Source organism: Lacinutrix sp. YIN62 (assembly GCF_057219185.1).
Genome location: NZ_JBXVVH010000008.1, coordinates 97,610 through 124,176 on the forward strand (window position 1 = coordinate 97,610; position 26,567 = coordinate 124,176).

At 32.9% G+C, this 26,567-nt stretch carries 22 protein-coding genes; 10 read left to right on the top strand and 12 right to left on the bottom strand.

Going from position 1 to position 26,567, the window contains the following annotated elements; genetic code table 11:
• Positions 1-17 precede the first annotated feature (17 nt).
• The 3 genes from AC2D8I_RS07125 (at position 18) to AC2D8I_RS07135 (ending at position 3,490) form a co-directional block, all read left to right on the top strand.
• Positions 18-2,006 carry an alpha-ketoacid dehydrogenase subunit alpha/beta gene (locus AC2D8I_RS07125; protein WP_484705303.1) on the top strand — a complete coding sequence of 663 codons (1,989 nt, stop codon included), beginning with the start codon at positions 18-20 and terminating at the stop codon, positions 2,004-2,006.
• Positions 2,007-2,229: 223 nt separating this feature from the next.
• Positions 2,230-2,922 (top strand): hypothetical protein, encoded by a 693-nt coding sequence (locus AC2D8I_RS07130; protein ID WP_484705304.1) that lies wholly within the window; start codon positions 2,230-2,232, stop codon positions 2,920-2,922.
• Between the two features lie 109 nt (positions 2,923-3,031).
• Positions 3,032-3,490 (top strand): cold-shock protein, encoded by a 459-nt coding sequence (locus tag AC2D8I_RS07135; protein WP_484705305.1) that lies wholly within the window; start codon positions 3,032-3,034, stop codon positions 3,488-3,490.
• A gap of 83 nt (positions 3,491-3,573) precedes the next feature.
• Here the strand turns inward: AC2D8I_RS07135 and AC2D8I_RS07140 are convergent, their stop codons facing one another.
• The 6 genes from AC2D8I_RS07140 to AC2D8I_RS07165 form a co-directional block, all read right to left on the bottom strand.
• Entirely contained in the window at positions 3,574-4,818 is a 1,245-nt protein-coding gene (locus tag AC2D8I_RS07140; protein ID WP_484705306.1) for a mechanosensitive ion channel family protein, read from the bottom strand.
• A gap of 53 nt (positions 4,819-4,871) precedes the next feature.
• Complete coding sequence (locus tag AC2D8I_RS07145) at positions 4,872-5,462, bottom strand: pseudouridine synthase (protein WP_484705307.1); 591 nt, start codon at positions 5,460-5,462, stop codon at positions 4,872-4,874.
• Entirely contained in the window at positions 5,452-7,749 is a 2,298-nt protein-coding gene (locus AC2D8I_RS07150; protein ID WP_484705308.1) for a type IA DNA topoisomerase, read from the bottom strand. The genes AC2D8I_RS07145 and AC2D8I_RS07150 overlap by 11 nt, the downstream gene beginning before the upstream one ends.
• Positions 7,750-7,885: 136 nt before the next feature.
• Positions 7,886-9,997, bottom strand: coding sequence for a DNA helicase RecQ (gene recQ, locus AC2D8I_RS07155; RefSeq protein ID WP_484705309.1), 2,112 nt, complete (start codon positions 9,995-9,997; stop codon positions 7,886-7,888).
• A 92-nt stretch (positions 9,998-10,089) separates the two neighbouring features.
• A complete protein-coding gene (locus AC2D8I_RS07160; RefSeq protein WP_484705352.1) occupies positions 10,090-10,608 on the bottom strand; it encodes a DUF1853 family protein in 519 nt (172 codons plus the stop codon).
• Positions 10,499-10,900 carry a DUF1853 family protein gene (locus AC2D8I_RS07165; RefSeq protein ID WP_484705310.1) on the bottom strand — a complete coding sequence of 134 codons (402 nt, stop codon included), beginning with the start codon at positions 10,898-10,900 and terminating at the stop codon, positions 10,499-10,501. Before AC2D8I_RS07165 ends, AC2D8I_RS07160 begins: the two co-directional genes overlap by 110 nt.
• Positions 10,901-11,001: 101 nt before the next feature.
• On the opposite strand from AC2D8I_RS07165, the gene AC2D8I_RS07170 reads away from it, so the two are divergent.
• The 3 genes from AC2D8I_RS07170 (at position 11,002) to AC2D8I_RS07180 (ending at position 15,071) form a co-directional block, all read left to right on the top strand.
• Positions 11,002-12,555, top strand: a complete 1,554-nt coding sequence (locus AC2D8I_RS07170) for a DEAD/DEAH box helicase (protein WP_484705311.1) — start codon at positions 11,002-11,004, stop codon at positions 12,553-12,555.
• Positions 12,556-12,704: 149 nt separating this feature from the next.
• A complete protein-coding gene (locus AC2D8I_RS07175; RefSeq protein ID WP_484705312.1) occupies positions 12,705-13,826 on the top strand; it encodes a DEAD/DEAH box helicase in 1,122 nt (373 codons plus the stop codon).
• A 15-nt stretch (positions 13,827-13,841) separates the two neighbouring features.
• Positions 13,842-15,071 (top strand): class I SAM-dependent rRNA methyltransferase, encoded by a 1,230-nt coding sequence (locus tag AC2D8I_RS07180; RefSeq protein WP_484705353.1) that lies wholly within the window; start codon positions 13,842-13,844, stop codon positions 15,069-15,071.
• A gap of 287 nt (positions 15,072-15,358) precedes the next feature.
• Here the strand turns inward: AC2D8I_RS07180 and clpB are convergent, their stop codons facing one another.
• The gene (clpB, locus tag AC2D8I_RS07185) at positions 15,359-17,959 is read right to left on the bottom strand and encodes an ATP-dependent chaperone ClpB (protein ID WP_484705313.1); all 2,601 of its coding nucleotides are present in this window, start codon (positions 17,957-17,959) and stop codon (positions 15,359-15,361) included.
• A gap of 167 nt (positions 17,960-18,126) precedes the next feature.
• On the opposite strand from clpB, the gene ytxJ reads away from it, so the two are divergent.
• A complete protein-coding gene (gene ytxJ, locus AC2D8I_RS07190; protein ID WP_484705314.1) occupies positions 18,127-18,516 on the top strand; it encodes a bacillithiol system redox-active protein YtxJ in 390 nt (129 codons plus the stop codon).
• Positions 18,517-18,591: 75 nt separating this feature from the next.
• On the opposite strand, the gene AC2D8I_RS07195 is transcribed toward ytxJ, so the two are convergent.
• Together AC2D8I_RS07195 and fahA are read right to left on the bottom strand one after the other, a co-directional pair.
• On the bottom strand, positions 18,592-19,767 hold the full coding sequence (locus tag AC2D8I_RS07195) for a hypothetical protein (protein WP_484705315.1): 1,176 nt from the start codon (positions 19,765-19,767) through the stop codon (positions 18,592-18,594).
• A gap of 138 nt (positions 19,768-19,905) precedes the next feature.
• A complete protein-coding gene (fahA, locus tag AC2D8I_RS07200) occupies positions 19,906-21,198 on the bottom strand; it encodes a fumarylacetoacetase (protein ID WP_484705316.1) in 1,293 nt (430 codons plus the stop codon).
• A gap of 209 nt (positions 21,199-21,407) precedes the next feature.
• Between fahA and glyA the strand changes: the two genes are divergently transcribed.
• The 3 genes from glyA (at position 21,408) to AC2D8I_RS07215 (ending at position 25,126) form a co-directional block, all read left to right on the top strand.
• On the top strand, positions 21,408-22,682 hold the full coding sequence (gene glyA / locus AC2D8I_RS07205; RefSeq protein WP_484705317.1) for a serine hydroxymethyltransferase: 1,275 nt from the start codon (positions 21,408-21,410) through the stop codon (positions 22,680-22,682).
• Positions 22,683-22,729: 47 nt separating this feature from the next.
• On the top strand, positions 22,730-24,445 hold the full coding sequence (locus AC2D8I_RS07210) for an FG-GAP-like repeat-containing protein (protein ID WP_484705318.1): 1,716 nt from the start codon (positions 22,730-22,732) through the stop codon (positions 24,443-24,445).
• Positions 24,446-24,961: 516 nt separating this feature from the next.
• Entirely contained in the window at positions 24,962-25,126 is a 165-nt protein-coding gene (locus AC2D8I_RS07215) for an integrase core domain-containing protein (protein WP_484705354.1), read from the top strand.
• 282 nt (positions 25,127-25,408) lie between these two features.
• Here the strand turns inward: AC2D8I_RS07215 and AC2D8I_RS07220 are convergent, their stop codons facing one another.
• From AC2D8I_RS07220 to AC2D8I_RS07230, 3 genes are read right to left on the bottom strand one after another with little or no spacing between them, the layout of a single operon-like run.
• Entirely contained in the window at positions 25,409-25,774 is a 366-nt protein-coding gene (locus AC2D8I_RS07220) for a DUF4932 domain-containing protein (RefSeq protein ID WP_484705355.1), read from the bottom strand.
• Positions 25,660-26,040 (bottom strand): hypothetical protein, encoded by a 381-nt coding sequence (locus AC2D8I_RS07225; RefSeq protein ID WP_484705319.1) that lies wholly within the window; start codon positions 26,038-26,040, stop codon positions 25,660-25,662. The genes AC2D8I_RS07220 and AC2D8I_RS07225 overlap by 115 nt, the downstream gene beginning before the upstream one ends.
• Entirely contained in the window at positions 26,016-26,408 is a 393-nt protein-coding gene (locus AC2D8I_RS07230) for a hypothetical protein (RefSeq protein ID WP_484705320.1), read from the bottom strand. The genes AC2D8I_RS07225 and AC2D8I_RS07230 overlap by 25 nt, the downstream gene beginning before the upstream one ends.
• Between the last annotated feature and the right edge of the window lie 159 nt (positions 26,409-26,567).

The window sequence follows — 26,567 nt, forward strand, 5'->3', positions numbered from 1 at the left end:
CACACTAAATAATCTTGATGAAAAGCAATATTAAGTACCCCAAACACACATTAGATTCAGAGACATTACTACATTTATATAAAAGCATGTTAAAACCACGTATGATCGAGGAAAAAATGCTTATTCTTCTTAGACAAGGCAAGGTCAGTAAATGGTTTTCTGGTATTGGTCAAGAAGCTATTTCGGTAGGTGTAACATTAGCTATGCAAGCAGAGGAATATATATTACCTATGCATAGAAACTTAGGTGTTTTTACAACACGTAACATTCCATTGCAACGTTTGTTTGGACAATGGCAAGGAAAAGCTTCGGGGTTTACAAAAGGCCGTGACCGCTCTTTTCACTTTGGAACTCAAGAATATAATATTGTAGGAATGATTTCGCATTTGGGACCACAATTAGGTGTAGCAGATGGGATAGCCTTAGCTAGTAAGCTTAAAAAGAAGCACCAAGCTACAGCTGTTTTTACAGGTGAAGGAGGAACAAGCGAAGGCGATTTTCATGAAGCTTTAAATGTCGCATCTGTATGGCAACTTCCAGTGTTGTTCTGTATTGAGAATAATGGTTATGGACTATCAACCCCAACGACTGAACAGTATAATTGTAAAGATTTAGCAGATAGAGCTTTAGGTTATGGTATGGAGTCGCATATAATAGATGGAAACAATATTATAGAAGTGTATGCTAAGGTTTCTGAATTAGCAGCGAGTATAAGAACAACTCCACGCCCCATTCTAATAGAATTTAAAACGTTTAGAATGCGTGGGCATGAAGAGGCTAGTGGGACTAAATATGTCCCTCAAGAATTAATGGATGCGTGGGCAAAAAAAGACCCTTTAGATAATTTTAAGGCTTATTTAATACAAGAAGGTGTTTTAACAGAGGCAATTATCGAAACCTATAGAAAAGCAATTAAAGCAGAAATTAATGACGCATTACGAGTTGCCAATGCGGAAGTCGCTATTACAGCTTCAGAAACAGAGGAGTTAAATGATGTATACAAGCCTTTTTCTTATAGTGAGTTTAAAGCGAATGACAATAGAAAAGAACGCCGCATGATTGATGCCATTTCAGAGGGCTTGAAACAGTCTATGGAGCTGCATAAAGATCTGGTTATAATGGGGCAAGATGTGGCTGAATACGGCGGGGTCTTTAAAATTACAGATGGTTTTGTAGCACAATTTGGTAAAGATAGAGTCCGTAATACTCCCATTTGTGAATCGTCTATTATAGAAACAGCAATGGGACTATCTATTGCTGGAATAAAGAGTGTTGTGGAGCTTCAATTTTCAGATTTTGTGACTTCTGGATTTAACCCTGTGGTTAATTATTTAGCAAAATCACACTACAGATGGAATCAAAACGCCGATGTTGTATTACGTATGCCTTGTGGTGCAGGCGTTGCTGCGGGGCCATTTCATTCGCAAACCAACGAAGCATGGTTTACAAAAACACCAGGACTAAAAGTAGTGTATCCCGCATTTCCAAAAGATGCTAAAGGATTATTAGCAACTGCAATTAACGATCCTAATCCTGTATTGTTTTTTGAACATAAAGCGTTATACAGAAGCATTCGCCAAGAAATACCTACAGATTATTTTACAATTCCGTTAGGGAAAGCAGCCTTGTTAAGAACGGGAGAAGCTATTACAGTTATTGCTTATGGGGCAGCTGTGCACTGGGCATTAAACACCTTAGATAAGCATCCAGATATTAGCGCCGATCTAATTGATTTACGTTCTCTTCAACCATTAGATACCGAAACGATTTATAATTCTGTTAAAAAAACAGGGCGAGCGATTATTTTACAAGAAGATTCTTTATTTGGAGGTATAGCAAGTGATATTTCAGCATTAATAATGGAACATTGTTTTGAGTTTCTAGATGCGCCAATTAAGCGTGTAGCGAGTATGGAAACCCCTATACCTTTTATAAACCAATTAGAAGATCAATACCTTTCAAGAGATAAGTTTGAAGGGGAATTATTGAAATTGTTAGCCTATTAATATTATAAAAAAAAGAACACCTGCAACGCTTATATGTTTGCAGGTGTTTTAGAGTGGGAACTTATTTTTAAATATTAAGAACTGCTTTTGATTTAATAAAGCTATTTTAATATTTGATTCTTTTTTTGCGAAAAAATGCTTATTTTTAAAGAGATTATAATAATTTTAGCATTTAGGTATAGTTTTTGGTTTATTTTAGATAACTAAAACAATCACGCCGTATATGAAATTGCATTTTTTTTCAATCATAGCATTTTTTTTTGTACTTGGAATAAGTGCACAAATTGATAATGGAAGAAAATCTATAGCAATTCCAGCAGAAGATACAGAGGACCCAAAGGAAGATAATGAGCTTATTATTAAACCGTCTATTAAGGAAGAAGACAGTCCTAAAGCAGTAGAAAATGATATAGTTATATCTGAGTCTGAAAAATTACCCGTAGCTAAGCGTAAAGATTTTTCTATAGAAAATGAAACCAAGTTTAGAAATCCTGCCGAATTATTTAATAAACAACTTCAAAGAAGTCTGCAATTCGAAGAAGAAAATGAAAGACGGCACAATGGAAATACGACAACACAATATTTAGGAGAATATAGCACCAAATCGAAACGGGTTAATATTATTTATAGAGACCATCAATATCCAGATGGGGATTTAATTAAAGTTTATGTTAACGGAAATGTTGTAAAAGATAGAGTGCTTTTAGAAACAAGCTTTAAAGGTTTTTTCTTGAGTTTGGAAGAAGGTGATAATGTTATTGATTTTCAAGCGATTAATCAAGGCTCTAGCGGGCCAAATACTGCGGAGTTTCAGGTTTTAGATGATAAAGGGTATGCCATTTCAACAAATCAATGGAATCTTGCGACTGGAGTGAAAGCAACAATAACTATTGTAAAAGAAAAAGAGGAAAATTAGTAAATTCTTCATATTCTTTCGAAAAATCATTACAAATCCGTACTTTTGTAAAAATGGGCTATAAATTATTTTATAACCTGTCTAAATAAATTAATATTAAAAAAATAGAATGGCAAAGTCGCAACAGACATTTAACAAATTAGAAAAAGAAAAGAAACGCCTTAAAAAGCGAGAAGACAAAAAGAAAAAAATGGAAGCTCGTAAAGCAGAAGCTGCTGAAAACGGGAAACAAGGTATTCAATTTGCTTATGTGGATTTTAATGGGAATCTTACAGATACTCCACCAAACCCAGAAGACAAAATCAAAGTGAAAGCTAAGAATATCGTTTTAGGCGTGCCTAAAAAGGATGATAGCGATGTAGAAGAAGTTGATCCTATTCACAAAGGAAAAGTATCGTTTTACGATTCTTCAAAAGGATTTGGTTTTATTATTGATGCACTTGATAGTGAAAAATACTTCTGCCATGTTAGTGGGTTAATTGATGAAATTGCAGAAAATGACAAGGTACAATTTGAATTAGAAAAAGGGATGAAAGGTTTAAACGCCGTTCGTGTTAAGAAAATCTAATTTAGTTTCTATATAATATTAAAAAACCTCGATTACAATAATTGTAATCGAGGTTTTTTAGTTGTTGTAGGATTATAATTCTGTTATTCCACTACAGTTAAATGGCTCGGTAATTCAAACAGCTCCAGATCAAAATAGGGAACCGCAGCCATAATATGATCAAAAATGTCCGCCATAATATATTCATAGTTGGCCCAGCGTTTATCACTACTAAAGGCATAAATCTCCAAGGGAATACCTTGTGTTGTTGGCGCTAGTTGTCTCACCATTATCATCATTTCCTTATTAATTCCAGTGTGCTGATTAACATAACTATCAATATATTTTCTGAAAACGCCAATATTAGTTAAGTGTCTTCCATTTATAGGTAGAGTTTTGTCAATATTATGTTCTGTATTATGCTTTTTTATTTTTTCTTGACGTAATTCCAGGTAATCAGAAATTAATGCGATTTTTTTTAATGCATTTACTTTATCTGAAGTTAAATAATCGATGCTGGATTGTTTTATAATTAAAGCTCTTTTTATACGTCTCCCATCAGAATTTGTCATTCCCCTCCAGTTTTTAAAGGAGTCGGAAATTAGTGCATAGGTAGGAATTGTGGTGATTGTATTGTCAAAATTTTGAACCTTAACGGTCGCAAGGTTAATTTCTATAACATCTCCATCTGCACCATATTTCACGAAGGTTACCCAGTCTCCAATACGTACGATATCATTAATAGAAACTTGGATACTAGCTACAAAACCAAGTATGGTATCTTTAAAAACTAAAATGATAACTGCGGAAATGGCGCCCAGTCCAGTGATAAGTTTCAAAAATTCTATCTCGGCAATAATAGCAAATACGAAAATGAAACCTGCTACCCATACAAATATCATAAATACTTGTATGTAACTGTCTACCGGTTTGTCTTTTAAAGATGGCACGGTTTTAAAATAATCTTTTAATGTATTTAGAAGGCTTCTAGCGATCCAAAGTGCTAAAACAATACCAAAGGCTTTAAATATTTTTTCTATAATGCCTTCTACATATAAGAAATCAGAGAATATTATTGGTATAAATTCTAATGCGATAATTAATGGAATAATATGACCTATATTTTTAGGGACTTTATTTTTTACTAATAGATCATCGAAATTTGATTTCGTACGTTCAGCAAAAGTACTAAATAAATTAAGTAAAAGGTATCTTGCTATAAAATCTACAACAAACACAATTATAAGCATTGCTAGCATTAAAGCTAACATATTTAAATACTTTGAAGTGATTTCGGAGAGTCCTAAGGATAAAAAGTAGTCGTAAAACCAGTGTGTGATATTATTCATAATGATAAATAATTTATTTGTAAAGTTACAGCGATTATATGGAATAAGTTGATTTAATTTAATGGGAGTGGTAATTGTATAGTAATAACTTCTCCGGGTAATAATTCTTCTAAAAAGATGTTGCCAACTCTAATTCTTACGAGTCGTAATGTAGGAAAACCAACGGCAGAAGTCATTTTTCGAACTTGCCTAAACTTTCCCTCGGTAAGAGTTATAGAGATCCATGTGGTTGGCCCATGTCTCTCATCTCTAATTTTTTTCCAGCGTTCGGGGAGATTAGGAGGCGTTTTTAATTTGAATACTTTACAAGGTTTGGTTTGGTATTTTTTGCCATCAAAACCTATTTCTACACCATTTTGTAGTTCTTGTACCGCTGTTTCCGAAATGTCTCCATCTAATTGTGCATAGTATTCCTTTTCAAATTTGGAGCTATTAATAGCATTACTGAGTTTGCCATTTGTGGTAAGAAGTAGTAAGCCTTCGCTTTTTTCATCAAGCCTACCTATAGGCATTGTACCTTCTGGAAATTGTTTAAGTTCGCCCAAGAATTTTTTACGCTGTTGTTGCGTAGAATTACTGGAAAACTGACTTAACATGCCATAAGGCTTGTAAATTTTAAAATGATGATGTGTTTTATTTTCCATTGATAATGCTGTAAACAATGTCTTTAGACATTGGTTTGCCTTTTGCTTTTTCACGAATAGCATCGTAACTATACCTAAAATCACATCCGCTTTTATAGGCGGAACACCCATAAGCAGTTTTGCCTTTTAAAAGGGTACCTGTTTTACACTTTGGGCAAGTTAGTACCTCTACGGTGTTGGTTTTTGAGGTTTGAGGCGTTTTTTTAGGTTCTAATTTCAGTTTAAAATCAGCATCAAAACGAATCAAGCCTTCTATTGTTCCTTCTTCTGTTTTAAAGCCTTTTAGATTTACAGTAGACCCTTTTTCTAGCAAGCGGATGTATTGTTTTTCTGAAATTGTTTTACTATTAAATTTAAAGGGTAATACGAAATGGCAACCTGCTTTAAATTGACTACAACCATAAGCAGATTTCCCTTTTACAAGCTGGCCTTGTTTACATTTGGGGCAGGTATTGGTCGTGATGTTAGATGTTTTTTTCTTTGGTGCTTTTTTTAAAACAGTGGGTTTGGCAGTAACGTGGGAGATATTCGCTTTTTTAGTTTCACTACGGACCTCATAAACCAAATGGTCAACCATACGCTTCATTTCTTTTATAAAACGGCCTGCATTATAGTTCCCTTTTTCAATTTCCTTTAACTGTTTTTCCCAAGAGCCTGTAAGTTCAGCCGATTTTAATAACTGATTTTGAATAATTCCAATAAGCTGAAGGCCAATAGTTGTGGGTAATACTTGTTTTTTATTTCGTTTAATATATTTACGTTTAAATAAGGTTTCAATAATATTGGCTCGTGTAGAGGGACGTCCAATACCATTCTCTTTCATAAGCTCTCGCATTTCATCATCATCGACTTGTTTACCAGCTGTTTCCATTGCGCGTAGGAGCGAGGCTTCTGTATATTGACTGGGAGGACTTGTTTTCTTTTCTAAAAACGAAGGCTCATGAGGCCCTTTTTCACCTTTTTCAAAAGGTGGTAATAACCCTGTTTCTTTAGTTTTTGCCTTTGGATCTTCGAAAACAATACGCCATCCTTTCTCTAAGATTTCTTTACCTGTTGTTTTAAAGTTTACCGATTCGGCTTTTCCTATTACCGTGGTATTAGAGACTTTACATTCATCATAGAATACGGCTATAAATCGCTTTGTAATGATATCGTAAACTTGCTGTTGATTGTATTGCAAGTTTATTTGAATACCTGTAGGGATGATAGCGTGGTGATCGGTAACTTTTTTATCATCAAACACTTTTTTAGACTTTTTTATAGGTTTGCCTAGAAGCGGTTGGGTTAAAGTCATGTAATTTGTTAGTTTCTGAAGAATACTAGGGACTTTTGGGTAAATATCATTGGGTAAAAAAGTGGTGTCTACTCTTGGGTAGGTCACTACTTTTTGTTCGTATAGTTTTTGAACAATTTTTAAAGTTTCGTCTGCAGAAAACCCGAATTTGGTATTGCAATACACTTGTAATCCAGTTAAATCGAATAGCTTAGGAGCGTATTCGTTACCTTTCTTTTTAGCAATAGATACAATTTCAAAATCATGCTCCTTTACAATAGCGGCCAATTTTTCGCCGTCTTCCATTTTTAAGAAGCGTCCTTCTTCATAGCTAAAAAGAGTTTCTCTATACAATGTTTGTAATTCCCAATACGGTTGTGGCTTAAAGTTTTCAATATCTTTAAAGCGTGTTACTAGCATTGCTAATGTGGGAGTTTGTACACGTCCTATAGATAATACTTGCTTATAGCCGCCATGTTTTACCGTATATAATCGGGTCGCATTCATGCCTAATAACCAATCGCCTATGGCTCTGGAGAACCCTGCATAATACAGGTTGTCATAATCTTTAGAAGGTTTTAAATTTTGAAAGCCTTCTTTTATAGCTTCAGTGGTTAAGGATGAAATCCATAACCGTTTCACTTCACCTTTATAATTTGCTTGATTTAAAACCCAGCGTTGTATAAGTTCTCCTTCTTGTCCGGCATCCCCACAGTTTATAACTAAATTAGCTTGGTCAAATAAACGTTTAACAATGTTAAATTGTTTTTTTATCCCATCGTTGTTAACCACTTTGGTTTGAAACCTTTCGGGGAGCATTGGTAAGTTATTTAAGTCCCAACTTTTCCAATATGCTTTGTAATCCTTAGGTTCAAAGAGTGTGCATAAGTGGCCAAAAGTATAAGTTACAGCATACCCATTCCCTTCAAAATACCCATCACGCTTTGTATTGGCTCCTAAAACAGAAGCTATTTCTCGGGCTACACTTGGCTTTTCAGCGATACAGACTTTCACGCTATTCTTTAAAATTTACACATTATTTATAAGGGTGCAAAATAAGAAATTTGAAAGCCTTATAGAAGTGGTTTTGTAAGGAGTTATTAACGAAATGTAAATAAAACCAGGGCTAAAACTTAAAGTAGAACACTCATTAAAAACCTTCTTTTTCAATAACACTTAACGCCAAACGTATTTTAAAATAATCCATTTGTTCATTAAAATACTCGAAATAGTCTTTTAACGTTTTACTCCCTTCTAACTCAACCTTAGCCATATGTACAGCTTCTACGTCATTTTTTGAGATAAAATCAAAAATATTAATGGCTTTACCATCAGAATATAATTTGGCTATATGAGAATAAATGGTAGGTGATTTTAATCGTCTTTGAATAGAAATATCTTCTATAGATAAGCCTTGTTTGTAAAGTTCGTAGGTTAATAAATGTGTTTCTGTTTTTTTAGGTTTTTTAATTTTGGAGCCTATAAAATCTAAAATTTCAGCGATAAATTCGTCTCCATACACCTCCGCTTTACGTTGCCCAACGCCAGAAATTGATAAAAAATCACTTGTACTCATCGGTCTTTCTCGCTCTATTTCTTTTAGTGTTGCATCATTAAAAATGAGGTATGCAGGAATGTTTTCTTCTAATGAAATGCGATAACGTAATTTGCGTAAACGTTCAAATAAACTATTATTAGTAGCGCGTTTTGGTTTGTTAATTGCTTTAATTTCTTGTGCCTTAATCGTTACAGGATGTGTTAGGTGAACTTTTAATCCTTTAAATAGTACGTTGTTAGAAAACGCTGTGAGTTGTAGGTTATTGTTTTTGTGAAAAGCAATTTCACAAACCCCTTGGTTTATGAGTTGAACAATATAATGTTGCCAGTCTTTCCATGAAATATCTTTACCAATACCAAAGGTTTTTACCTTATCTAGTCCTTTTTCTAAAATATTAGAATTTCTAGCACCTCTTAAAATATCGATTAGGGTTCCTGTTGCTTCTTGTTCTTTAACACGAGTAATGGTAGAAAGTATTTTTTGAGCAATCGTTGTACCGTCGAAAAATTTTGGAGGGTTTTTACAAACATCGCAGTTATTACAATTCTCAGCTAATAGTTCCCCGAAGTAACTTAAGAGTATTTTTCGTCTACAAGTTGTGGCTTCGCTAAATTGCTTCATTCGGTCTAGCTTAGCAATTTGAACCGCTTCATTAGAAGCGCCAGAGGCAAACTTTCGTAACTGAATAACATCTGCATAACTATGAAATAATAAGGCATATGCTTTTAACCCATCGCGTCCAGAACGTCCAATTTCTTGATAGTAACCTTCTATGTTTTTAGGCATATTATGATGGATTACCCAACGCACATTGGATTTGTCTATTCCCATACCAAAAGCAACGGTAGCGCAGACAACCTGTGTTTTGTCAAAAATAAAATCTTCTTGTATTCTAGAACGATCATCGAAGCTTAATCCAGCATGATAGGCATCTGTGTTAATTCCGTTTTCGTTGAGTTTTTTGGCAATTTGCTCTGTATTTTTTCTACTTAGGCAATATACAATACCAGATTCGTTAGGTCTTTGTTTAATAAACTGTACAATTTGATTTACTCGACCATCTGCAGGACGTACTTCTAGCGTTATGTTTTCTCTGTCGAAAGAGGATATAAATTGATCTGCATTTGGTATTTTTAATTGGTTTACTATGTCTTGCCGTGTGGCTTTATCTGCTGTAGCAGTTAGGGCTATAAAAGGGGTATTAGGTAATTGTTTTTTTAGAAAGCCTAATTGTTGATATGACGGTCTAAAATCGTGCCCCCATGAGGAAATACAATGTGCTTCATCTATAGCAATACAGCTAATGTAATTCTCGTTTAAAATGTTTTCCAAACTGCCCAAACTTTCAGGAGCAACATAAAGTAGTTTTAATTCTGTATTGATAACTTTCTCAATAATGTATTGCTGTTCCTCTAGGTCTTGGCTACTATTAAAAAAGAATGCTTTTATACCATTAGCATTTAATCCATCCACTTGATCTTTCATTAAGGCAATGAGCGGGGAAATGACTAGCGTTATGCCTTTCAGTAAAATAGCGGGTAATTGAAAACAAATAGATTTTCCACCACCTGTAGGCATAATAACTAATGTATCCTTTTTGTTTAATACATTTTCAATAATAGCTTGTTGTTGACCACGAAAACTATCGAAACCAAAATTTGTTTTAAGTGTTGGGATTAGTTGAGATTGTAATAAAGAGGACATAGGGTATGGCTTAGAAAATGTAAAATTAAGGTAAGTTTTAAAGCTGTGAAAGCCCCTTTGGAGTTATTTTATTTATGTCGTTTTAAAGCGTATTACCAATTTACAACAAAATATTTTTGTATTAAGCCATTTGGAGCTTTGATCCATAACAATGGCGAATAGTTTTCATGTTCAAAACGGTTTAATAAAGGAAGAATGTTGCCATAAGTAAGCCAATTTACATGCGGGGTTACATCTAGAAGCCAATCTGTTTTTTTGGGGATGTAAAATTTATGTTCTTTGAATTGTATTAATGCTTTATAGTTAAAGTAGAACCCGTAAACACAATCTGGATTTAAGATTTTAAGCGAAATATTTTTGCCTAATGGCATAAAAAGTTGCGCTTTAAAATAGATGTTTTGTTTAAAAGCATTTGGAGTTAAATTTAATTTATCTAAAAGGCATTTTGTTTCTGGGGCATAGAGTAGTGGTAATTGTTTGTTTTTTAATTTTTTTAATTTTTCATTTAAAGAATCCTTTCGCATAGGACCTACACAATGTTCTATTTCTGAGCTTCCATAATGCGGAGCGAATAAATAATATTTGAATTGAATTTCTAAATGTATGGGTATTTTGTCTTTCAATAATAAACAATCTAAATTCACCAATAGTAATTTTGTCTCTTTTTATTTGTGGATTTTCTGATAAGATTTTTATGTTGTTATATAGGCGTAATTCAGAACTAACAAAGCGTTCTACACGCTGCCCTAATCTTATGTTTTTAGGGATATGTCCTTGGAAAACAGGTGTTTTTTGCACTGTGGGTAAAAACGGTTGCATGCCATAAATTTTATTTAAAAATAAATGAGGAGTATTATAAAAACCGTTAAACTGTTGCTGAAAATCTTCTGTGTTGTTTATCATAATGTTTGATAAAAGTACGGATAAAAAAAAATAAGGAATTTATTTGTTGTAACCCTTTAATTCGTTGTATTTTTGCGAATCTCAAAATTAAAGACTTACGAATGCCAGTTACAACTTTAGAATTAGAAGAACGTAAAGAAGGAAAAAGTTTATATAGTTACCAAAAGGGAGCTATTGATAAGATTTTTAAGTGTTTTGAAGATGCGCCTAAAGATTATCATTTACTGTATCAATTGCCTACAGGTGGTGGTAAAACAGTTATTTTTTCTGAAATAGTTAGACAATATTTAAGGATTCACAAGAAGCAAGTTTTAGTAATGACTCACCGGATAGAGCTGTGCAAGCAAACCTCTAATATGCTTACAGAGTTTGGTGTGTCTAATAAAATTGTAGATAGTAAGGCTGACTTATCAGATCAAAAAGATTTCAATTGTTTTGTGGCAATGGTAGAAACATTGAATAACCGTCTTAACGATAATAAATTAGATATTTCAGATATAGGATTGGTTATTATTGATGAAGCGCATTATAACTCATTTACCAAATTATTTAAGTTTTTTGAGAAATCTTTTGTTTTGGGGGTTACAGCTACACCATTGAGTAGTAATATAAACTTACCAATGAAAGATAATTACAATGAGCTTATTGTTGGAGAGACTATACAATCGCTTATTGAAAATGAATTTTTAGCACGTGCCGAAATTTACTCCTATAATGTTGGGTTAACTTCACTTATAGTAGGAGCTAATGGGGATTATACAGTAAAATCATCTGAAGATCTTTATACTAATACCGACATGCTTACAAAGCTTATTCAAGCTTATGAAGAACGATGTAAAGGCAAGAAAACACTAATATTTAATAATGGGATTAATACGTCATTACATGTTTATGATACATTTAGACGTGCCGGTTATCCTGTAGCACATTTAGATAATAATAATTCTAAAAAGGAACGTAAAGCTATTTTAAAATGGTTTAAGGAAACTCCAGATGCGATTTTAACCTCTGTGAGTATTTTAACAACTGGTTTTGATGAACCTACTGTAGATTGTATTATTTTAAATAGAGCAACAAAGTCCTTGACTTTATACTACCAAATGATTGGTCGTGGATCACGTATTTTAAAAGATAAATCTAAATTTGCAGTGATTGATTTAGGAAATAACTTACATCGTTTTGGTCCTTGGGGAAGTGATTTAGATTGGCATAAAATTTTTAGGTCACCAAATTTCTATCTCGATGGGATTTTAAATGACGAAGATTTAGAGAGCAATTTTAAATATGAAATGCCTGAAGATTTACGGGCAGAATTCTCAAAGAGTGAAAATGTATATTTCGATGTTAAAAAAATGTACATAGAGTCTGTAAGAAATGGAGAATCTTCAAAAGTGATTTTGGAACGCTCTATACAACACCATGCTAAAATATGTATCGAGAATAGTGAAGATTTATGGGATGCTTTAGGGTTGGCTAAGATATTAAAAGACGATATCGACTACCGTATCCAACGCTATACGAAATGTATTAGTAAAAGTACCTTTAACTTTGTAGAGTGGTTAAAAGATGATTATAAAAAGAAATTAAACGCTTATTTGCGTACTAATTTTGATCGTGTTTTTGAAGAGATACACGGGTTTCCACCAGAAGATTAAAGACATGATATATAAAACCATTGCTAAGTCGAGCGCAGTCGAGGCTTTGCAATGGATTGTTTTATTTAAGGGGTTTCGATTGCGTTCAACCACAGATATTTTATTTACAATACCTATCTTGTAGATAAGTGATTTTAAAATTATAATCAATGCGCACATTTAGAGACCTAGGAATTCATAAAAATTACATAAAATCGTTAAAGGAGCTGGATATAAAGGAGCCTACCGAAATACAAGCACAAGCGATACCGGTTTTACTAGCTGCTGCTACCGATCTTATAGGTTTGGCACAAACAGGAACAGGTAAAACAGCAGCCTACGGCTTACCACTATTACATAAAGTTGATACTAAAAAAAATGAAGTCCAGGGGCTTATTATAGCACCTACACGTGAATTGGTACAACAAATAAAGAAGCAATTATTTAAGTTTACCAAATATAATGCGGCTAAAATTTTTGTAGAAGGTGTTTATGGCGGTGAAAAAATAGATATCCAAATTAAAAATTTAAAACGAACCACACATATTATTGTAGCAACGCCTGGTCGTTTAGTAGATTTATTAGATAAAAGGGTTATAAATCTTAAACATGTTAATACTTTGATTCTAGATGAAGCCGATGAAATGTTGAGTATGGGGTTTAAGCAAGATCTAAATACAATATTAGAAGCAACAACATCTAAATCTAGAAACACATGGTTATTTTCGGCAACAATGCCAGAAGGGCTAAAAACAATAGTAAAGCGTTACATCTCTAATGCTGCTGCTAGAATTGAAGTCAATAGAAAAAAAATAGTAAATGAAAATATTAAACATTTTTTTGTAGAAACAACGATTGCTAGTAAACCACAAACATTAATTGCTTTGCTTGAAGATAGGGCAGAAGAACGTGGTATTGTATTTTGTAGAACTAAAGCGGGAGCGCAAGCCTTAAAGCAATTATTGCAAAAAGAAGGGTTTAATGTAGATGCTCTAGAAGGCGATATGCAACAAAGAGAGCGCGATAAAGTAATGAGAGCTTTTAAGAATACAAACTTGCAAATATTGATTTCTACCGATGTTTCGGCCAGAGGTATAGATGTTAATAATTTAGGCTTTGTAATCCATCACCAATTACCAGAACATATAGAGTATTATACACACCGATCGGGTAGAACAGCAAGAGCGGGAAAAAAGGGAGAATCTATAGCTTTAGTTTTGTCTAATGAATTACAGCGTATTAAGTCTATCGAAAAGACCCTTGAGATAAAATTTAAAGCGATGACTTTATAAAATTTAATTATTATGATGTCATTTTCTAGTATAATATCCGCAACATACGTTCCTAAACGATTGGCTGTTAAACTTAATGCAAAAGGAGAGCAGTTTGTAGTAAATGGCCACCCGTGGGTGTTTTCTAATAATATCATAAAACTAAATACTGATGCAAAAACAGGAGATTTAGCTATTATTTTTGGAAAGAACAAAAACAAAGTCATTGGTTTGGGCTTGTTTGATGCAGCGTCTCCCATTAGAATAAAAATGTTGCATAGTGAGAATAAGAGTGTTCAAATTAATGCCGCTTTTTTTCATAATAAAATAGAAGCCGCTTATTCAAAACGATTTGAATTGTTGGCAACAAATACCAATAGTTATCGGTTTTTATTTGGAGAAAATGATGGCTTTCCAGGGTTAATAGCAGATGTTTATGCTAGCGTATTAGTTGTGAAGTTATATTCTGAAATATGGTTGCCTTATTTGGAAAGCATTTTACATAGTTTACAAAAAACATCAGGGTGTAAAACTGTGGTTATACGATTAAGTCGTAATTTACAGCAATCTAAAGCGCATAAACTAAAAGATGGCGCGGTAGTTTATGGCGTTTTAAGTAATGAAGTTGTGCAATTTGTTGAGCATGATGTTCATTTTTCAGCAAATGTTATAAAAGGGCATAAAACAGGTTATTTTTTAGACCATAGACATAATAGGAAGCAAGTAGGGGCGTGGAGTAAAGGAAAAACAGTCTTAGATGTATTTAGTTATGCTGGAGGTTTTTCTGTACACGCTTTGGCGAATGCTGCAAAAGCAGTTACAAGCTTAGATATTAGTAAGCAAGCTTTGCAAATAGCAAAGCAAAATGGAAAGCTGAATAATTATACTGGCCATCATTATACTATTGCTGGCGATGCTTTTGAGGCGCTTAAAAAATTAATAAAACGAAATAAGAAGTTTGACGTTGTTGTTATTGATCCGCCTAGTTTTGCGAAACAACAAGCAGAAATAGAACTTGCCAAGAAGAAGTATGCACAATTGGCTACTTTAGGGATGCAATTAACGGCTAAAAAAGGGCTGTTGGTTTTAGCATCTTGTTCTTCAAGAGTTGTAGCTCAAACATTTTTCGATATTAATTCACAAGCATTAATGAAGGCTATGCGTAAGTTTGAAATTGTAAAAAAAACGGCACATGATACAGACCACCCAATTGGTTTTCCAGAAGGCGCTTATTTAAAATGTGGGTATTATCGTTTTTTAGATTAGAGTATCTAGTTGTTCCTGTTTTAATTTGAATAAAATATTCTATTTAGAGAGTATAATAAAAATGAGTAACACTTTATTTTAAGATCATCGTCTGTTTCTATTAATACAAATGTTTAGTTATTGTATAAGTAAGCTGTACACCTAAAAAAGCAACGCTGTCTTCTTTTGTAGACTTGCGTTGCTTTTTACCAAACTAACTAACTATCATTTATGAAAACGTACTATTTTTAGGTTTATTTTGCTTTAACATAACTTTGTGATTTTAAGGTAATACTAATAGTTTTTAATTATTTTGAAACTAAGTTTTCTTCATTTCTAAAAACTAACTTATCATTGAAGGCATCTAGTAAAATAATACTATCTGTCGTTACCTTGCCTGCTAGAATTTCCTTACTCAGTAAGTTTAAGACTTCTTTTTGAATGACCCGTTTCACTGGGCGAGCTCCATATTCTGGATGGTATCCTTTGTTTGCAAGATATTTTATCGCTTCAGTTGTCGCATCAAATGTAATGCCTTGTTGCGCTATCATTTTTGTGATTTTCTTTAATTGTAATTCTACAATATTCGTAATATTTTCTTTGCTTAACGGTGTAAACATAACGGTGTCGTCTATTCTATTTAAGAATTCAGGTCTAACAGTTTGCTTTAATAGCGCTAAAACATCTACTTTTGCAGCTTCTATTGCAGAATCGATATCTTTTAAAGCATCAAAGCGTTCTTGTATTATTTGACTTCCCATATTTGAAGTCATAATTATGATTGTATTTTTAAAATCAGCAATTCTTCCTTTGTTGTCTGTTAAGTGTCCTTCATCTAGCACTTGTAATAGAATATTAAACGTATCTGGATGTGCTTTTTCAATTTCGTCTAATAGCACTACAGAGTAAGGTTTACGTCTAACAGCTTCGGTTAATTGTCCGCCTTCATCATATCCAACGTATCCTGGAGGTGCTCCAACTAATCTGCTTACCGCATGACGTTCTTGATATTCACTCATATCTATTCTTGTCATAGCGCTTTCATCATCAAACAAGTACTCGGCAAGTGCTTTCGCAAGTTCGGTTTTACCCACTCCTGTTGTTCCTAGAAACAAGAAGGTTCCTATAGGTTTTTCTGGATTTTGTAATCCTGCTCTAGAGCGTCTTACGGCATCGCTTACAGCTATAATAGCTTCTTCTTGACCAACAACACGTTTGTGTAATTCATCTTCAAGTTTTAATAATTTTTCACGCTCGCTTTGAAGCATTTTTGTAACAGGAATCCCTGTCCATTTAGCAACAACTTCTGCAATATCATCATAAGTAACTTCTTCTTTTATTAAAGAGGTTTCTGCCTGTGCTTCTAATTGTTCTTGAAAAATTTCTAGTTGCTCTTGGGCTTCTTTAATCTTTCCGTATCTTAGTTCTGCTACTTTTCCATAATCTCCTTCACGCTCAGCGCGTTCAGCTTCCAATTTGAAATTTTCTATATCTTGTTTTGTATTCTGTATGTTATCTACAACTTCTTTTTGACTCTTCCATTTGGCATTTATAGCATTGCGTTCTTCTTTTATATTTGCTAAATCGGAGCGTAAATACTTTAATTTGTTTTCGTCTTTTTCGCGTTTAATAGCTTCAATTTCAATTTCCAATTGCATAACTTTTCTATCCAAAACATCAAGCTCTTCTGGTTTGGAATTAATTTCCATACGAAGCTTTGAGGCTGCCTCATCCATAAGGTCTATCGCTTTGTCTGGTAAAAAACGATTTGTAATGTATCTTGTTGATAACTCTACAGCTCCAATAATAGCTTCATCTTTAATACGTACTTTATGATGTGTTTCGTACTTTTCTTTAATCCCTCTAAGTATAGAAATGGCACTTTCTGTATCGGGTTCATCTACGATTACTTTTTGAAAACGACGTTCTAACGCTTTATCTTTTTCGAAGTATTTTTGATATTCATCTAAAGTTGTGGCACCTATAGCTCTCAATTCTCCACGTGCTAATGCTGGTTTTAAAATGTTTGCGGCATCCATAGCTCCTTGTCCGCCACCAGCACCTACTAGGGTGTGGATTTCATCTATAAACAAAACAATATCGCCATCACTAGTTGTTACTTCTTTTATTACGGCTTTAAGTCGTTCTTCAAATTCTCCTTTAAATTTAGCTCCAGCAATAAGGGCGCCCATATCTAAAGCAAATATTTGCTTGTCTTTTAAATTTTCAGGAATATCACCATCTATAATCCTATGTGCTAAGCCTTCTGCAATGGCTGTTTTACCAGTTCCAGGTTCACCAATTAATATGGGGTTATTTTTTGTTCTTCGGGAGAGAATTTGAAGTATTCTTCTAATTTCTTCATCACGACCAATGACTGGATCTAACTTCCCGTCTTTAGCCAATTGATTTAGATTTTTGGCGTATTTGTTAAGAGAGTTGTATGTGTCTTCTTGGTTTTGTGAGGTTACACGGTCTCCTTTTCTTAGCTCTTCTATAGTTGCATTTAGCGTTTTTTCTGTGACGCCTTGGTCTTTTAAAACTTGAGCTATTTTACTTTTTGATTTAAAAATGGCAAGAATTAAATGTTCAATAGATACAAAATCATCATTCATTTTTTTCGCAATGATAGCTGCTTCATTTAAGGATTTGCTAGCTTCAGGAGAAAGCATAAGGTTACCGCCTGAAACTTTAGGAAAACTCTCCAATTGCTTATCCAGTATTTGTTGAAGTATTACTATATTTACGTTTAGTTTTTTTAGAAGAAAGGGTAAAACATTCTCATCTATATCTAAAATGGCTTTAAAAATGTGTTCATCTTGTATGTACTGGTGTTTTAAGCTTTGTGCTAATTGTTGTGCTTGTTGTATTGCTTCCTGGGATTTTATGGTATAATTGTTAAAGTTCATAACTTGTGTTTAATTTTTGTTTACGAATCTATTAAAACAATAACTTTACCAATGCAATAGATAAGACAAAATGTCTTATTTTAACAAAAACACACTGCCTTTTAGACAGGTTGTAAGTTTTTTATTTCTTAGCGACTTATTAAAATATAAAATGAAAGTAAAAGTATATGGGATTAATAAATAAGCTATTTGGTGGTTCTAGTGAACCAAAGGAAACGAAGACATTACCTTGGATACCTTTGAGTGAATTGCAACAATTAAAATTTATTACGAATAAATCAAAAACGAAAACACAAGTTATTTTCAAGCATTCCACAAGATGTGGGATTAGTAAAATGGTAATAAATCAGTTCGTTGCTAATTATGAACTTACAGAAAAAGATTTGGATTTGTATTACTTAGATTTGTTGAGTTACAGAGCGGTATCGAATGAAGTTGGCTATACTTTTCAGGTCATGCATCAATCCCCACAAATATTAGTTATAAAAAATGGTGTTGTAGTTGCTAGTGCTTCTCATGGCGCTATTAATGAGATCGATCTCAATAGTTTTGTTTAATTTTACGCGCTTAAAAATAATTAACATATAGATAAAAAAACTCCCGAATGTACTCGGGAGTTTTCGTTTTTAATATTAAAAGGAATAAGAATTTATAATCGCTTTTAGTTTAAGTTTTAAATCTTCGCCCGTATCAAAAACCATTTGCTCATTAGAAGGGAAAGGGATTTCTTCATTTTCTAAAGTTTTTAAATCTTCTGTAGTCAATGCTCTTTCATCACCTGTAAACGTTGTGAAGTTATTTTCAAAAATAAACGCACTGTCTATGGGAAAACTTTCTAATGTTTGGTTTGTATTTAAATTATTGTATACCACTTTGGCAATAACTTGTGTTGATTTTTTCTGGTTAAACTTAAGTAAACGTGCTTGTACGGTTATAATATTATCTAATTTTACGTCATTACCTAAACTATCTTTTACTACATTACCATTGGCATCGTAAGCGTATTTCCATCCATCTATCACCTCTTTCTTTCTCAATATTTGTGTTTCATATACACGTTCAGGAGATATATTAATACGTCTTAATTGTAATTGCATTCCGTAATCATACTTCGCGTTTGTGCTATTCGTGTGATAAACTGTCCAAAAATCATTTAAACCATAGGTGTCAAAGTTTAATAAGTCTTCCTCTAGACGTTTTGGAACAATTTGATTGGTTTGGTTTTCTATAGATACAATTATATAATCTGTTCCTTGGTGGTGTGCGACATTTAAAAGTTGTCTTACATTTTTGTAGTTAGGGTTAATATCTTCAATATTACCTAAGATATCGTAGGCTCTTCTATTGTTTAGCTTGTCTTTACTATTCATCAACTTTAGAGCTATATCATACTTGTATTGGGATATTTTTGTGCGATATTCTATAATAAAATTAGTATAGTCGTTAAACTTAAATAGGATTTTTTTATTTCCAACTCGTAACGGGAGTATGGCTTTTATAGCTTTTTGCCTAGAGTCAAGATTTAAATATGTATTAAAAATATCTTGATAATATTCGGGGTTTCCATCTTTTTTAAGGTGGTTTATTGTACTAAAGTCTTCTTCAACAGCTTTACTGTAAGCATTTTGAAGCATGTATATATAGTCGTGTTTGCGTTTTTTAAATTTATTGTTTTGTAATTTTTTTAAAGCATTAGCAATTGCTTGATCATAATTGCCTGAATGTAGTTGTCTTTCTATGTGCTTTTTACTAACACATGCTGTTAGTATAGAAAAGCTTATAGAGATAGTAAGTAATAGTTTTTTCATTTGCTTTGGGATATGGTTAACGGGCGTTTTTAGTATAATGATTTATGGGGGAATAAAACCAATTATGATGCCAAAACAAAACAAATAACCCTCAATTTTATAGTTGAGGGTTTATTTGTTTGGAAATAAATATGTTGTTTATTTTTTCTTTTTGGCGTTAAATACAGGAAGTAGTTTTGTGGAGACTTCTCCAAAACCTATTCGAGTGCCATCTTTTTCACAATACCCTCTCATAATTACGGTATCATTATCATTAATAAATTTACGTTCAGAACCATCATTCATTTTTAAAGGTTTTTCTCCTCTCCATGAGAGTTCTAGCATCGAACCGTAAGAATCTGGAGTAGGTCCTGAAATGGTACCGCTACCCATCATATCTCCAGAATTTATAGGACATCCATTTACTGTATGGTGTGTTAGCTGTTGTGCCATGCTCCAATACATATGTTTAAAGTTGGAACGACTTACAATAGTTTCCTTAGCTTTTTCGGGGTGTATTGCGACTTCTAAATTAATATCAAAAGCTTTTTTGCCCTTTTGTTTAAGATAATCTAACTGTTTCTTTAATGGTTTTGGGCTTTCTGTTCTATAGGGTTCTAAGGCATCTAATGTTACTATCCATGGTGAAATTGAAGAGGCGAAATTTTTGGCTAAAAACGGCCCTAAAGGGACGTATTCCCATTTTTGAATATCTCTAGCACTCCAATCATTAAATAAAACTAATCCAAAGATGTATTCTTCAGCTTCTTCAATTGGAATCGGTTCGCCTAAGTCATTCGCATCTGTCGTAATGAAAGCCATTTCTAATTCAAAATCTACTAATTTTGAAGGTCCAAAAACAGGTTCGGTAGCGCCAGCAGGTAGTGTTTGACCTTGTGGTCTGTGTACCGGGATCCCCGAAGGGATTATAGAAGAACTTCTACCATGATACCCTACAGGAATATGGAGCCAATTAGGTAATAATGCATTTTCAGGATCTCTAAACATTGTACCAACATTGGTAGCGTGTTCTATACTTGAGTAGAAATCGGTATAGTCACCAATTTGAACAGGAAGTTGCATTTCGATTTCATCTAAACGAAATAAAACCACTTCCTTATGCTTTTTATTATCCTTTAAAATGGGATTTTCTGCATCGAAAATCTCGGCAATTTTATTTCGAACTAATCGCCATGTTTTTCTGCCATCTGCAATAAAATCATTTAATGTATCTTGAAGAAAGATGTCATCTGTTAATGGGATGTTTTCAAAGTACCCTAATTGATGAAGCGCACCTAAGTCTATTGCAGTATCACCAATTCTTGTCCCTATGGTAATAATGTCGTCTCGTGTTAGAAAAACTCCAAAAGGAATGTTTTGAATTGGAAAATCAGAATTTTTATCGACGTGTAGCCAGGATTTTCTATCTGGATTGTTAGCAGTTATAGGCATAACAGTTGTATTTATTAATTAATCAATATTCTATATCAAACCTAACATATTTTTTTTATTTAAATGTGATAAAAAGCATAAAAAATAGAAGCATTTTTATAAGCCGTCTAAAAGTAATGGTAGCGAGAAGTAAATATGTGATTTAATGAATAATAAACGAATTCTATTTCTTATTTTTGAAGTTCATTATATAATTACATATTAAAATTATGCAACGCGACGAACAAATATTTGAATTAATAGAAGCAGAGAGAGAACGCCAATTAGAAGGTATAGAATTAATCGCTTCAGAGAACTTTGTAAGCGATCAGGTTATGGAAGCTGCAGGGTCTGTTTTAACTAATAAGTATGCTGAAGGTTATCCTGGTAAGCGTTATTATGGCGGGTGTGAAGTTGTGGATGAAGTTGAACAAATAGCCATTGATAGAGCTAAAAGTTTATTTGGAGCAGCCTATGCTAATGTGCAGCCACACTCAGGGAGTCAAGCCAATACAGCCGTATATCATGCTTGTTTAAAACCTGGCGATAAAATTTTAGGTTTTGATTTATCACACGGTGGACATCTAACACATGGTTCTCCTGTAAATTTTTCTGGAAAATTATACACGACTGCATTTTATGGAGTGGATAAGGAAACAGGAGTTTTAAATTATGATAAGATTCAAGAGATAGCAATTAAAGAACAACCAAAATTAATTATAGCTGGAGCATCTGCATATTCAAGAGATATTGATTTTGAGAAATTTAGAGCAATTGCAGATAGCGTAAATGCGTTATTATTGGCAGATATTTCTCATCCAGCAGGCTTAATAGCAAAAGGAATATTAAATGATCCTATTCCACATTGTCATATTGTAACAACGACAACACACAAGACTTTAAGAGGCCCTAGAGGCGGGTTAATTTTAATGGGAAAAGATTTTGAAAACCCTTTTGGATTAAAGCTAAAAAGCGGAAAACTACGTATGATGTCGTCTTTACTAGATTCAGGAGTGTTTCCAGGCAACCAAGGCGGGCCATTAGAACATATTATTGCAGCAAAAGCAATTGCTTTTGGAGAAGCGTTAACAGACGAGTTTATGCTTTATATGCTACAAGTAAAGAAAAACGCAGAAACTATGGCTAAGGCCTTTGTTGAAAGAGGTTATGATATTATCTCTGGAGGAACAGATAACCACATGATGCTTATTGATTTAAGAAATAAAAATATTACGGGGAAAGAAGCGGAAAAGGCATTGGTAAAAGCCGATATTACTGTGAATAAAAACATGGTGCCTTTTGATGATAAATCTCCATTTATAACTTCAGGTATTAGAATAGGAACATCTGCAATTACAACAAGAGGGTTAAAAGAAAATGATATGGAAGGCATTGTTGATTTAATTGATGAAGCTATTCTAAATTATGAAGATGAAGAGAAATTAGAACAAATAGGCATAAAAGTAAATGCGATGATGAACGATCTCCCCTTGTTTTCTTTTTAATTTGTTTATTATTAGTATATTAACGGTTTTTTAAAACCCTATATACTATGAGAAAAATATACACACTTCTATTTTTAGTTATTTCAATGTTCAGTTTTGGTCAATTGGCTTTTACTGAAAGCGCTACTCTTAAAGGAGTAGGGTATACTTATGGAGCTTCTATTTATGGAGGTGGTGTTTCTTTTTGTGATTTTGATAGAGATGGTTGGGACGACTTGACTTATGCAACCACAAATGGAGAAGAAGTTTATTTTTTTAAGAATAATAATGGCGTATTTACTAAAGTTGATCTAGGAATTAATGATACTTATCTTGTAAAGCAAGTGTTATGGGTAGATTACGATAATGATGGCGATAAAGATTTTATAGCTACAAGTTTTTCTGGTTTAAACAAGTTTTATGAAAATGAAGGAGATATGACATTTACAGATGTTACTAACTCTATAGGCTTTTTTACAGAAAATCTATATACTTACGGTATCTCGTTTGGAGATATTGATAATGATGGAGACTTGGATGCCTTTATATCTAATCGGGATGATCAAACTTTCAATCAGTACAATTACTTATATAGAAATGATGGAGGTACTTTTGTTAACATTACGGAGTCTTCCGGTGTATTTTTAGGAAATCAGCTGTCTTTTTGTTCGGCATTTTTTGATTATGATAACGATGGAGATCAAGACATATATGTTGCAAACGACAAGTCTTTTAATATAAATAGATTATATCGAAACGATGGTACGGGACATTTTACAGATGTATCGGTTTCTAGTGGAGCAGGTATTGCTATAGATGCTATGTCTACTACAATTGGAGACTATAATAACGACGGTTGGTTTGATATTTATGTGTCTAATACTACAGGAGGGAACCATCTTTTAAAGAATAATGGTAATGGTACTTTTTCTAATCTAGCTCCTGCTTCAGGTACAGAAATGAATACAATTGCGTGGGGCTCTGTCTTTTTAGACGCCGATAACGATGCTGATTTGGATTTGTATGTAAGTAGTAATATGGATGGTACTGTAACAGGACTATTGCCTTCAGCTTTTTATGAAAATAATGGAATGAATAGTTTTACTATTCCATTTGGAGTGGGCTTTGATAATGATTCTAGGAAAAGTTACGCAGATGCTATAGGGGATTTTAATAATGATGGTTTACCAGATATTGTTGTAATGAATGATACTGAAAATAATTTCTTATGGGAGAACAAAAGCATTAACGATAATAATTATTTGAAAGTAAGATTACAAGGAGTTTCTAATAATAGAGATGGTATTGGGTCTCGCATAGAGATTTCAATAAATGGAGATAAGCAGTATCGATATATTTTATGTGGAGAAGGGTATTTAGGGCAAAATTCTAATACCAAAATGTTTGGATTAGGGACGGCAAGCACTGTAGATTATTTAAAAATAACATGGTTAGATGGTACAATAGATATGTATACGAACATTCCTGCTAATCAGACATTGCATATTATTGAAGGGGATACTACACTATCTGTAACTAAACTAGATCCTGTTGATTCTATAGATATTTACCCAAATCCTACGGGAGGAATTGTATCTCTCTCTAATTTAGAAGCAGATTCAATTTTAATGATTTATAATGTGTTGGGAAAACACTTAGAAACGAGAAGTATTACTACCGTTGCGGATAATGTAGACATGAGTAAATATTCAAGCGGAATCTATTTTTTTTCCTTTCAGAACGCAAAAGGGGCAAAAATCATTAAAAAGGTAATTTTGAATTAAGGTATATTAAGCTTTTTTTATAAGCTTAAGTATTTCTAAATTAGAATAATGTTTTGATATTTTATATAAATTGTAATTTAATATGAGTGGCTAACATTATTAACTAACTGTTTTTGTTGCTGTTATAAAGTAGTATGTTGATAGGTCTCCTGAAAAAGTCAAAATCAGTTCAATTTAGTGCCTATTAATTTTTAGAAAGCTGTTTAGCTTCCAACATCTTATTGTTATTCCCTTAAATAGAATCCAAGAAATAGCTTGTTTTAGTTTATTCATTAGTTTGCTAAAATTAAAACTTGCAACAGCTATGATAAAGTTAATAACATCACCTTTTTGATCTTTAGGGTAATTTCTAAGCAACAACAGATGGTTGATAACAAACGATGAGTATACTATACCTATTAACCGTTGCTGTGAAGTAATAATGCTTTCAAAACGTGTTTTTTATTATCAAAGTAAAGGACGTAATGATACCTTGCTTCGTATGCGAATAAAGGGTGTAGCCTCCACAAGGATTAGATATGGTTTCTTTTTTTTGAAGATGCACAAGAAAAATTTGATATCTGGAGGGAAGATTATAACTCTTTTAGACCGCATAGTTCATTGAGGGATATATCACCCAATGAATACATAAAAAAGAATGAAAATAACTCAGAATTTCTAATTATGAGTAGTTCGATTTAAGGGAGGAGGTCAGATCGAATTAAGGGAGGAGGGCAACAAGCCTTAGTAATTGCTAAAACTGGACTTATTTATGATCAAGATTATAGAAGTATTTTAGTAAGAAATTAAATATAGTTTACTTTTTTTGCTACAGTTTTTTGTTAGCTGTTGCTATTTTATGTTCAATATCGGATTTATTATAATCTTTTAGTTGTTCAATTAATTGAGGTAAAAACAAGTCAAAAGCCGGATAAACGTTACGGTTTGCTTCATATTCTAAAATCAATTGTTCGGCATCTGGGATTAGAATAAAACCATTATCGTTAATATTATAATTTCTTCCAAACTATCAATTCCCATTTCTTTAGAAATTCTAATTTCTCCCAATCTGACTAGATGTTCATTAACGAAACTCCACCAATTATTATAACCTTGTTCAGTCATAATTGAATCAAGATTTGGTGTAAACAAAGAATCTGTTTCGTTTATTTTTTTTCTATATTCTTCTTGTTCAATTAATGGTGTAATAAAGGAATGACAAAACTCATGAGCTACTAAATCTCTGTAATATTCTTCAGTATTTTTCCCTGAATAACCAAATTCAAAATAGTTTTCAATTGTTTCTTGCCATTCAATGTCTGTTGCTGGCGCAAGAACTTGGTATAGGATTTTTCCATTTTATTTTCTACATCTGCGCCGAACCCCATTCCAAACGGCTGATTTGGAGAAAGAATAATTCTATACTTGTTATTTTGTTTTCCGAAATAAGCTTCCATAGTTTGTACTAAATTTTGATCAATATGAGATTCTGCCTCTTTTATAGCTCCATCATAAAAAGGTTTATTTTGTGCTATAAAATCAGAAACATTTTCGTTAATGTAAAAGTCTTTGAGTGTCTTTAAATAGTTTATTAATTTTTGCTTATTTTTTTCCAATCTAGAGATTTTATTTTGTAAACTAATTTCGTGTTTGGAAGCTCTTCTGCATATAAAAGGCCTTGTATTGTAACATCAACGCCAAACTCATTTATCATTTCTTGAGTTTTGTTTACAGCAATATGTTTCTTTCTTTCGTTAAAAAAATGTCTTGAGAGATAAACTAAAGGTTTCTTTTTATAATCTATTTTTCGGTATTTAAAATGGATGTCATTTTTAGCTAAAGACCTTAAAATCATAAATGTCTCTATTGTATGATTGATACCAATTTCAATTGTCTTTAAAGTAGAAATTTTATTATTGTTCTCTTTTTTAGAAATGCAAGAAATTAGCAAAAAAGCAATGATTCCAAATAATATTCTATTCATTCAAATAGTTGTTTTTTGTTTTAATTGTATGTGAATATGGTCGTCGTGTCTTACTGCTCGACAGCCATGATATCTTATTTTATTATTCATTAAATTCATTCTGATCCTTAAATGTGGTTCAATAAATAACTTTCTTAAACTCTCATTTTTTAAGATTTT

Bases quoted from the DNA above. Each gene is read 5' to 3' on its own strand.
- AC2D8I_RS07125 (WP_484705303.1), top strand. From the start codon at position 18: ATGAAAAGCAATATTAAGTACCCCAAACACACATTAGATTCAGAGACA.
- AC2D8I_RS07130 (WP_484705304.1), top strand. From the start codon at position 2,230: ATGAAATTGCATTTTTTTTCAATCATAGCATTTTTTTTTGTACTTGGA.
- AC2D8I_RS07135 (WP_484705305.1), top strand. From the start codon at position 3,032: ATGGCAAAGTCGCAACAGACATTTAACAAATTAGAAAAAGAAAAGAAA.
- AC2D8I_RS07140 (WP_484705306.1), bottom strand. From the start codon at position 4,818: ATGAATAATATCACACACTGGTTTTACGACTACTTTTTATCCTTAGGA.
- AC2D8I_RS07145 (WP_484705307.1), bottom strand. From the start codon at position 5,462: ATGGAAAATAAAACACATCATCATTTTAAAATTTACAAGCCTTATGGC.
- recQ (WP_484705309.1), bottom strand. From the start codon at position 9,997: ATGTCCTCTTTATTACAATCTCAACTAATCCCAACACTTAAAACAAAT.
- AC2D8I_RS07165 (WP_484705310.1), bottom strand. From the start codon at position 10,900: ATGATAAACAACACAGAAGATTTTCAGCAACAGTTTAACGGTTTTTAT.
- AC2D8I_RS07170 (WP_484705311.1), top strand. From the start codon at position 11,002: ATGCCAGTTACAACTTTAGAATTAGAAGAACGTAAAGAAGGAAAAAGT.
- AC2D8I_RS07175 (WP_484705312.1), top strand. From the start codon at position 12,705: ATGCGCACATTTAGAGACCTAGGAATTCATAAAAATTACATAAAATCG.
- AC2D8I_RS07180 (WP_484705353.1), top strand. From the start codon at position 13,842: ATGTCATTTTCTAGTATAATATCCGCAACATACGTTCCTAAACGATTG.
- clpB (WP_484705313.1), bottom strand. From the start codon at position 17,959: ATGAACTTTAACAATTATACCATAAAATCCCAGGAAGCAATACAACAA.
- ytxJ (WP_484705314.1), top strand. From the start codon at position 18,127: ATGGGATTAATAAATAAGCTATTTGGTGGTTCTAGTGAACCAAAGGAA.
- AC2D8I_RS07195 (WP_484705315.1), bottom strand. From the start codon at position 19,767: ATGAAAAAACTATTACTTACTATCTCTATAAGCTTTTCTATACTAACA.
- fahA (WP_484705316.1), bottom strand. From the start codon at position 21,198: ATGCCTATAACTGCTAACAATCCAGATAGAAAATCCTGGCTACACGTC.
- glyA (WP_484705317.1), top strand. From the start codon at position 21,408: ATGCAACGCGACGAACAAATATTTGAATTAATAGAAGCAGAGAGAGAA.
- AC2D8I_RS07210 (WP_484705318.1), top strand. From the start codon at position 22,730: ATGAGAAAAATATACACACTTCTATTTTTAGTTATTTCAATGTTCAGT.
- AC2D8I_RS07230 (WP_484705320.1), bottom strand. From the start codon at position 26,408: ATGAATAGAATATTATTTGGAATCATTGCTTTTTTGCTAATTTCTTGC.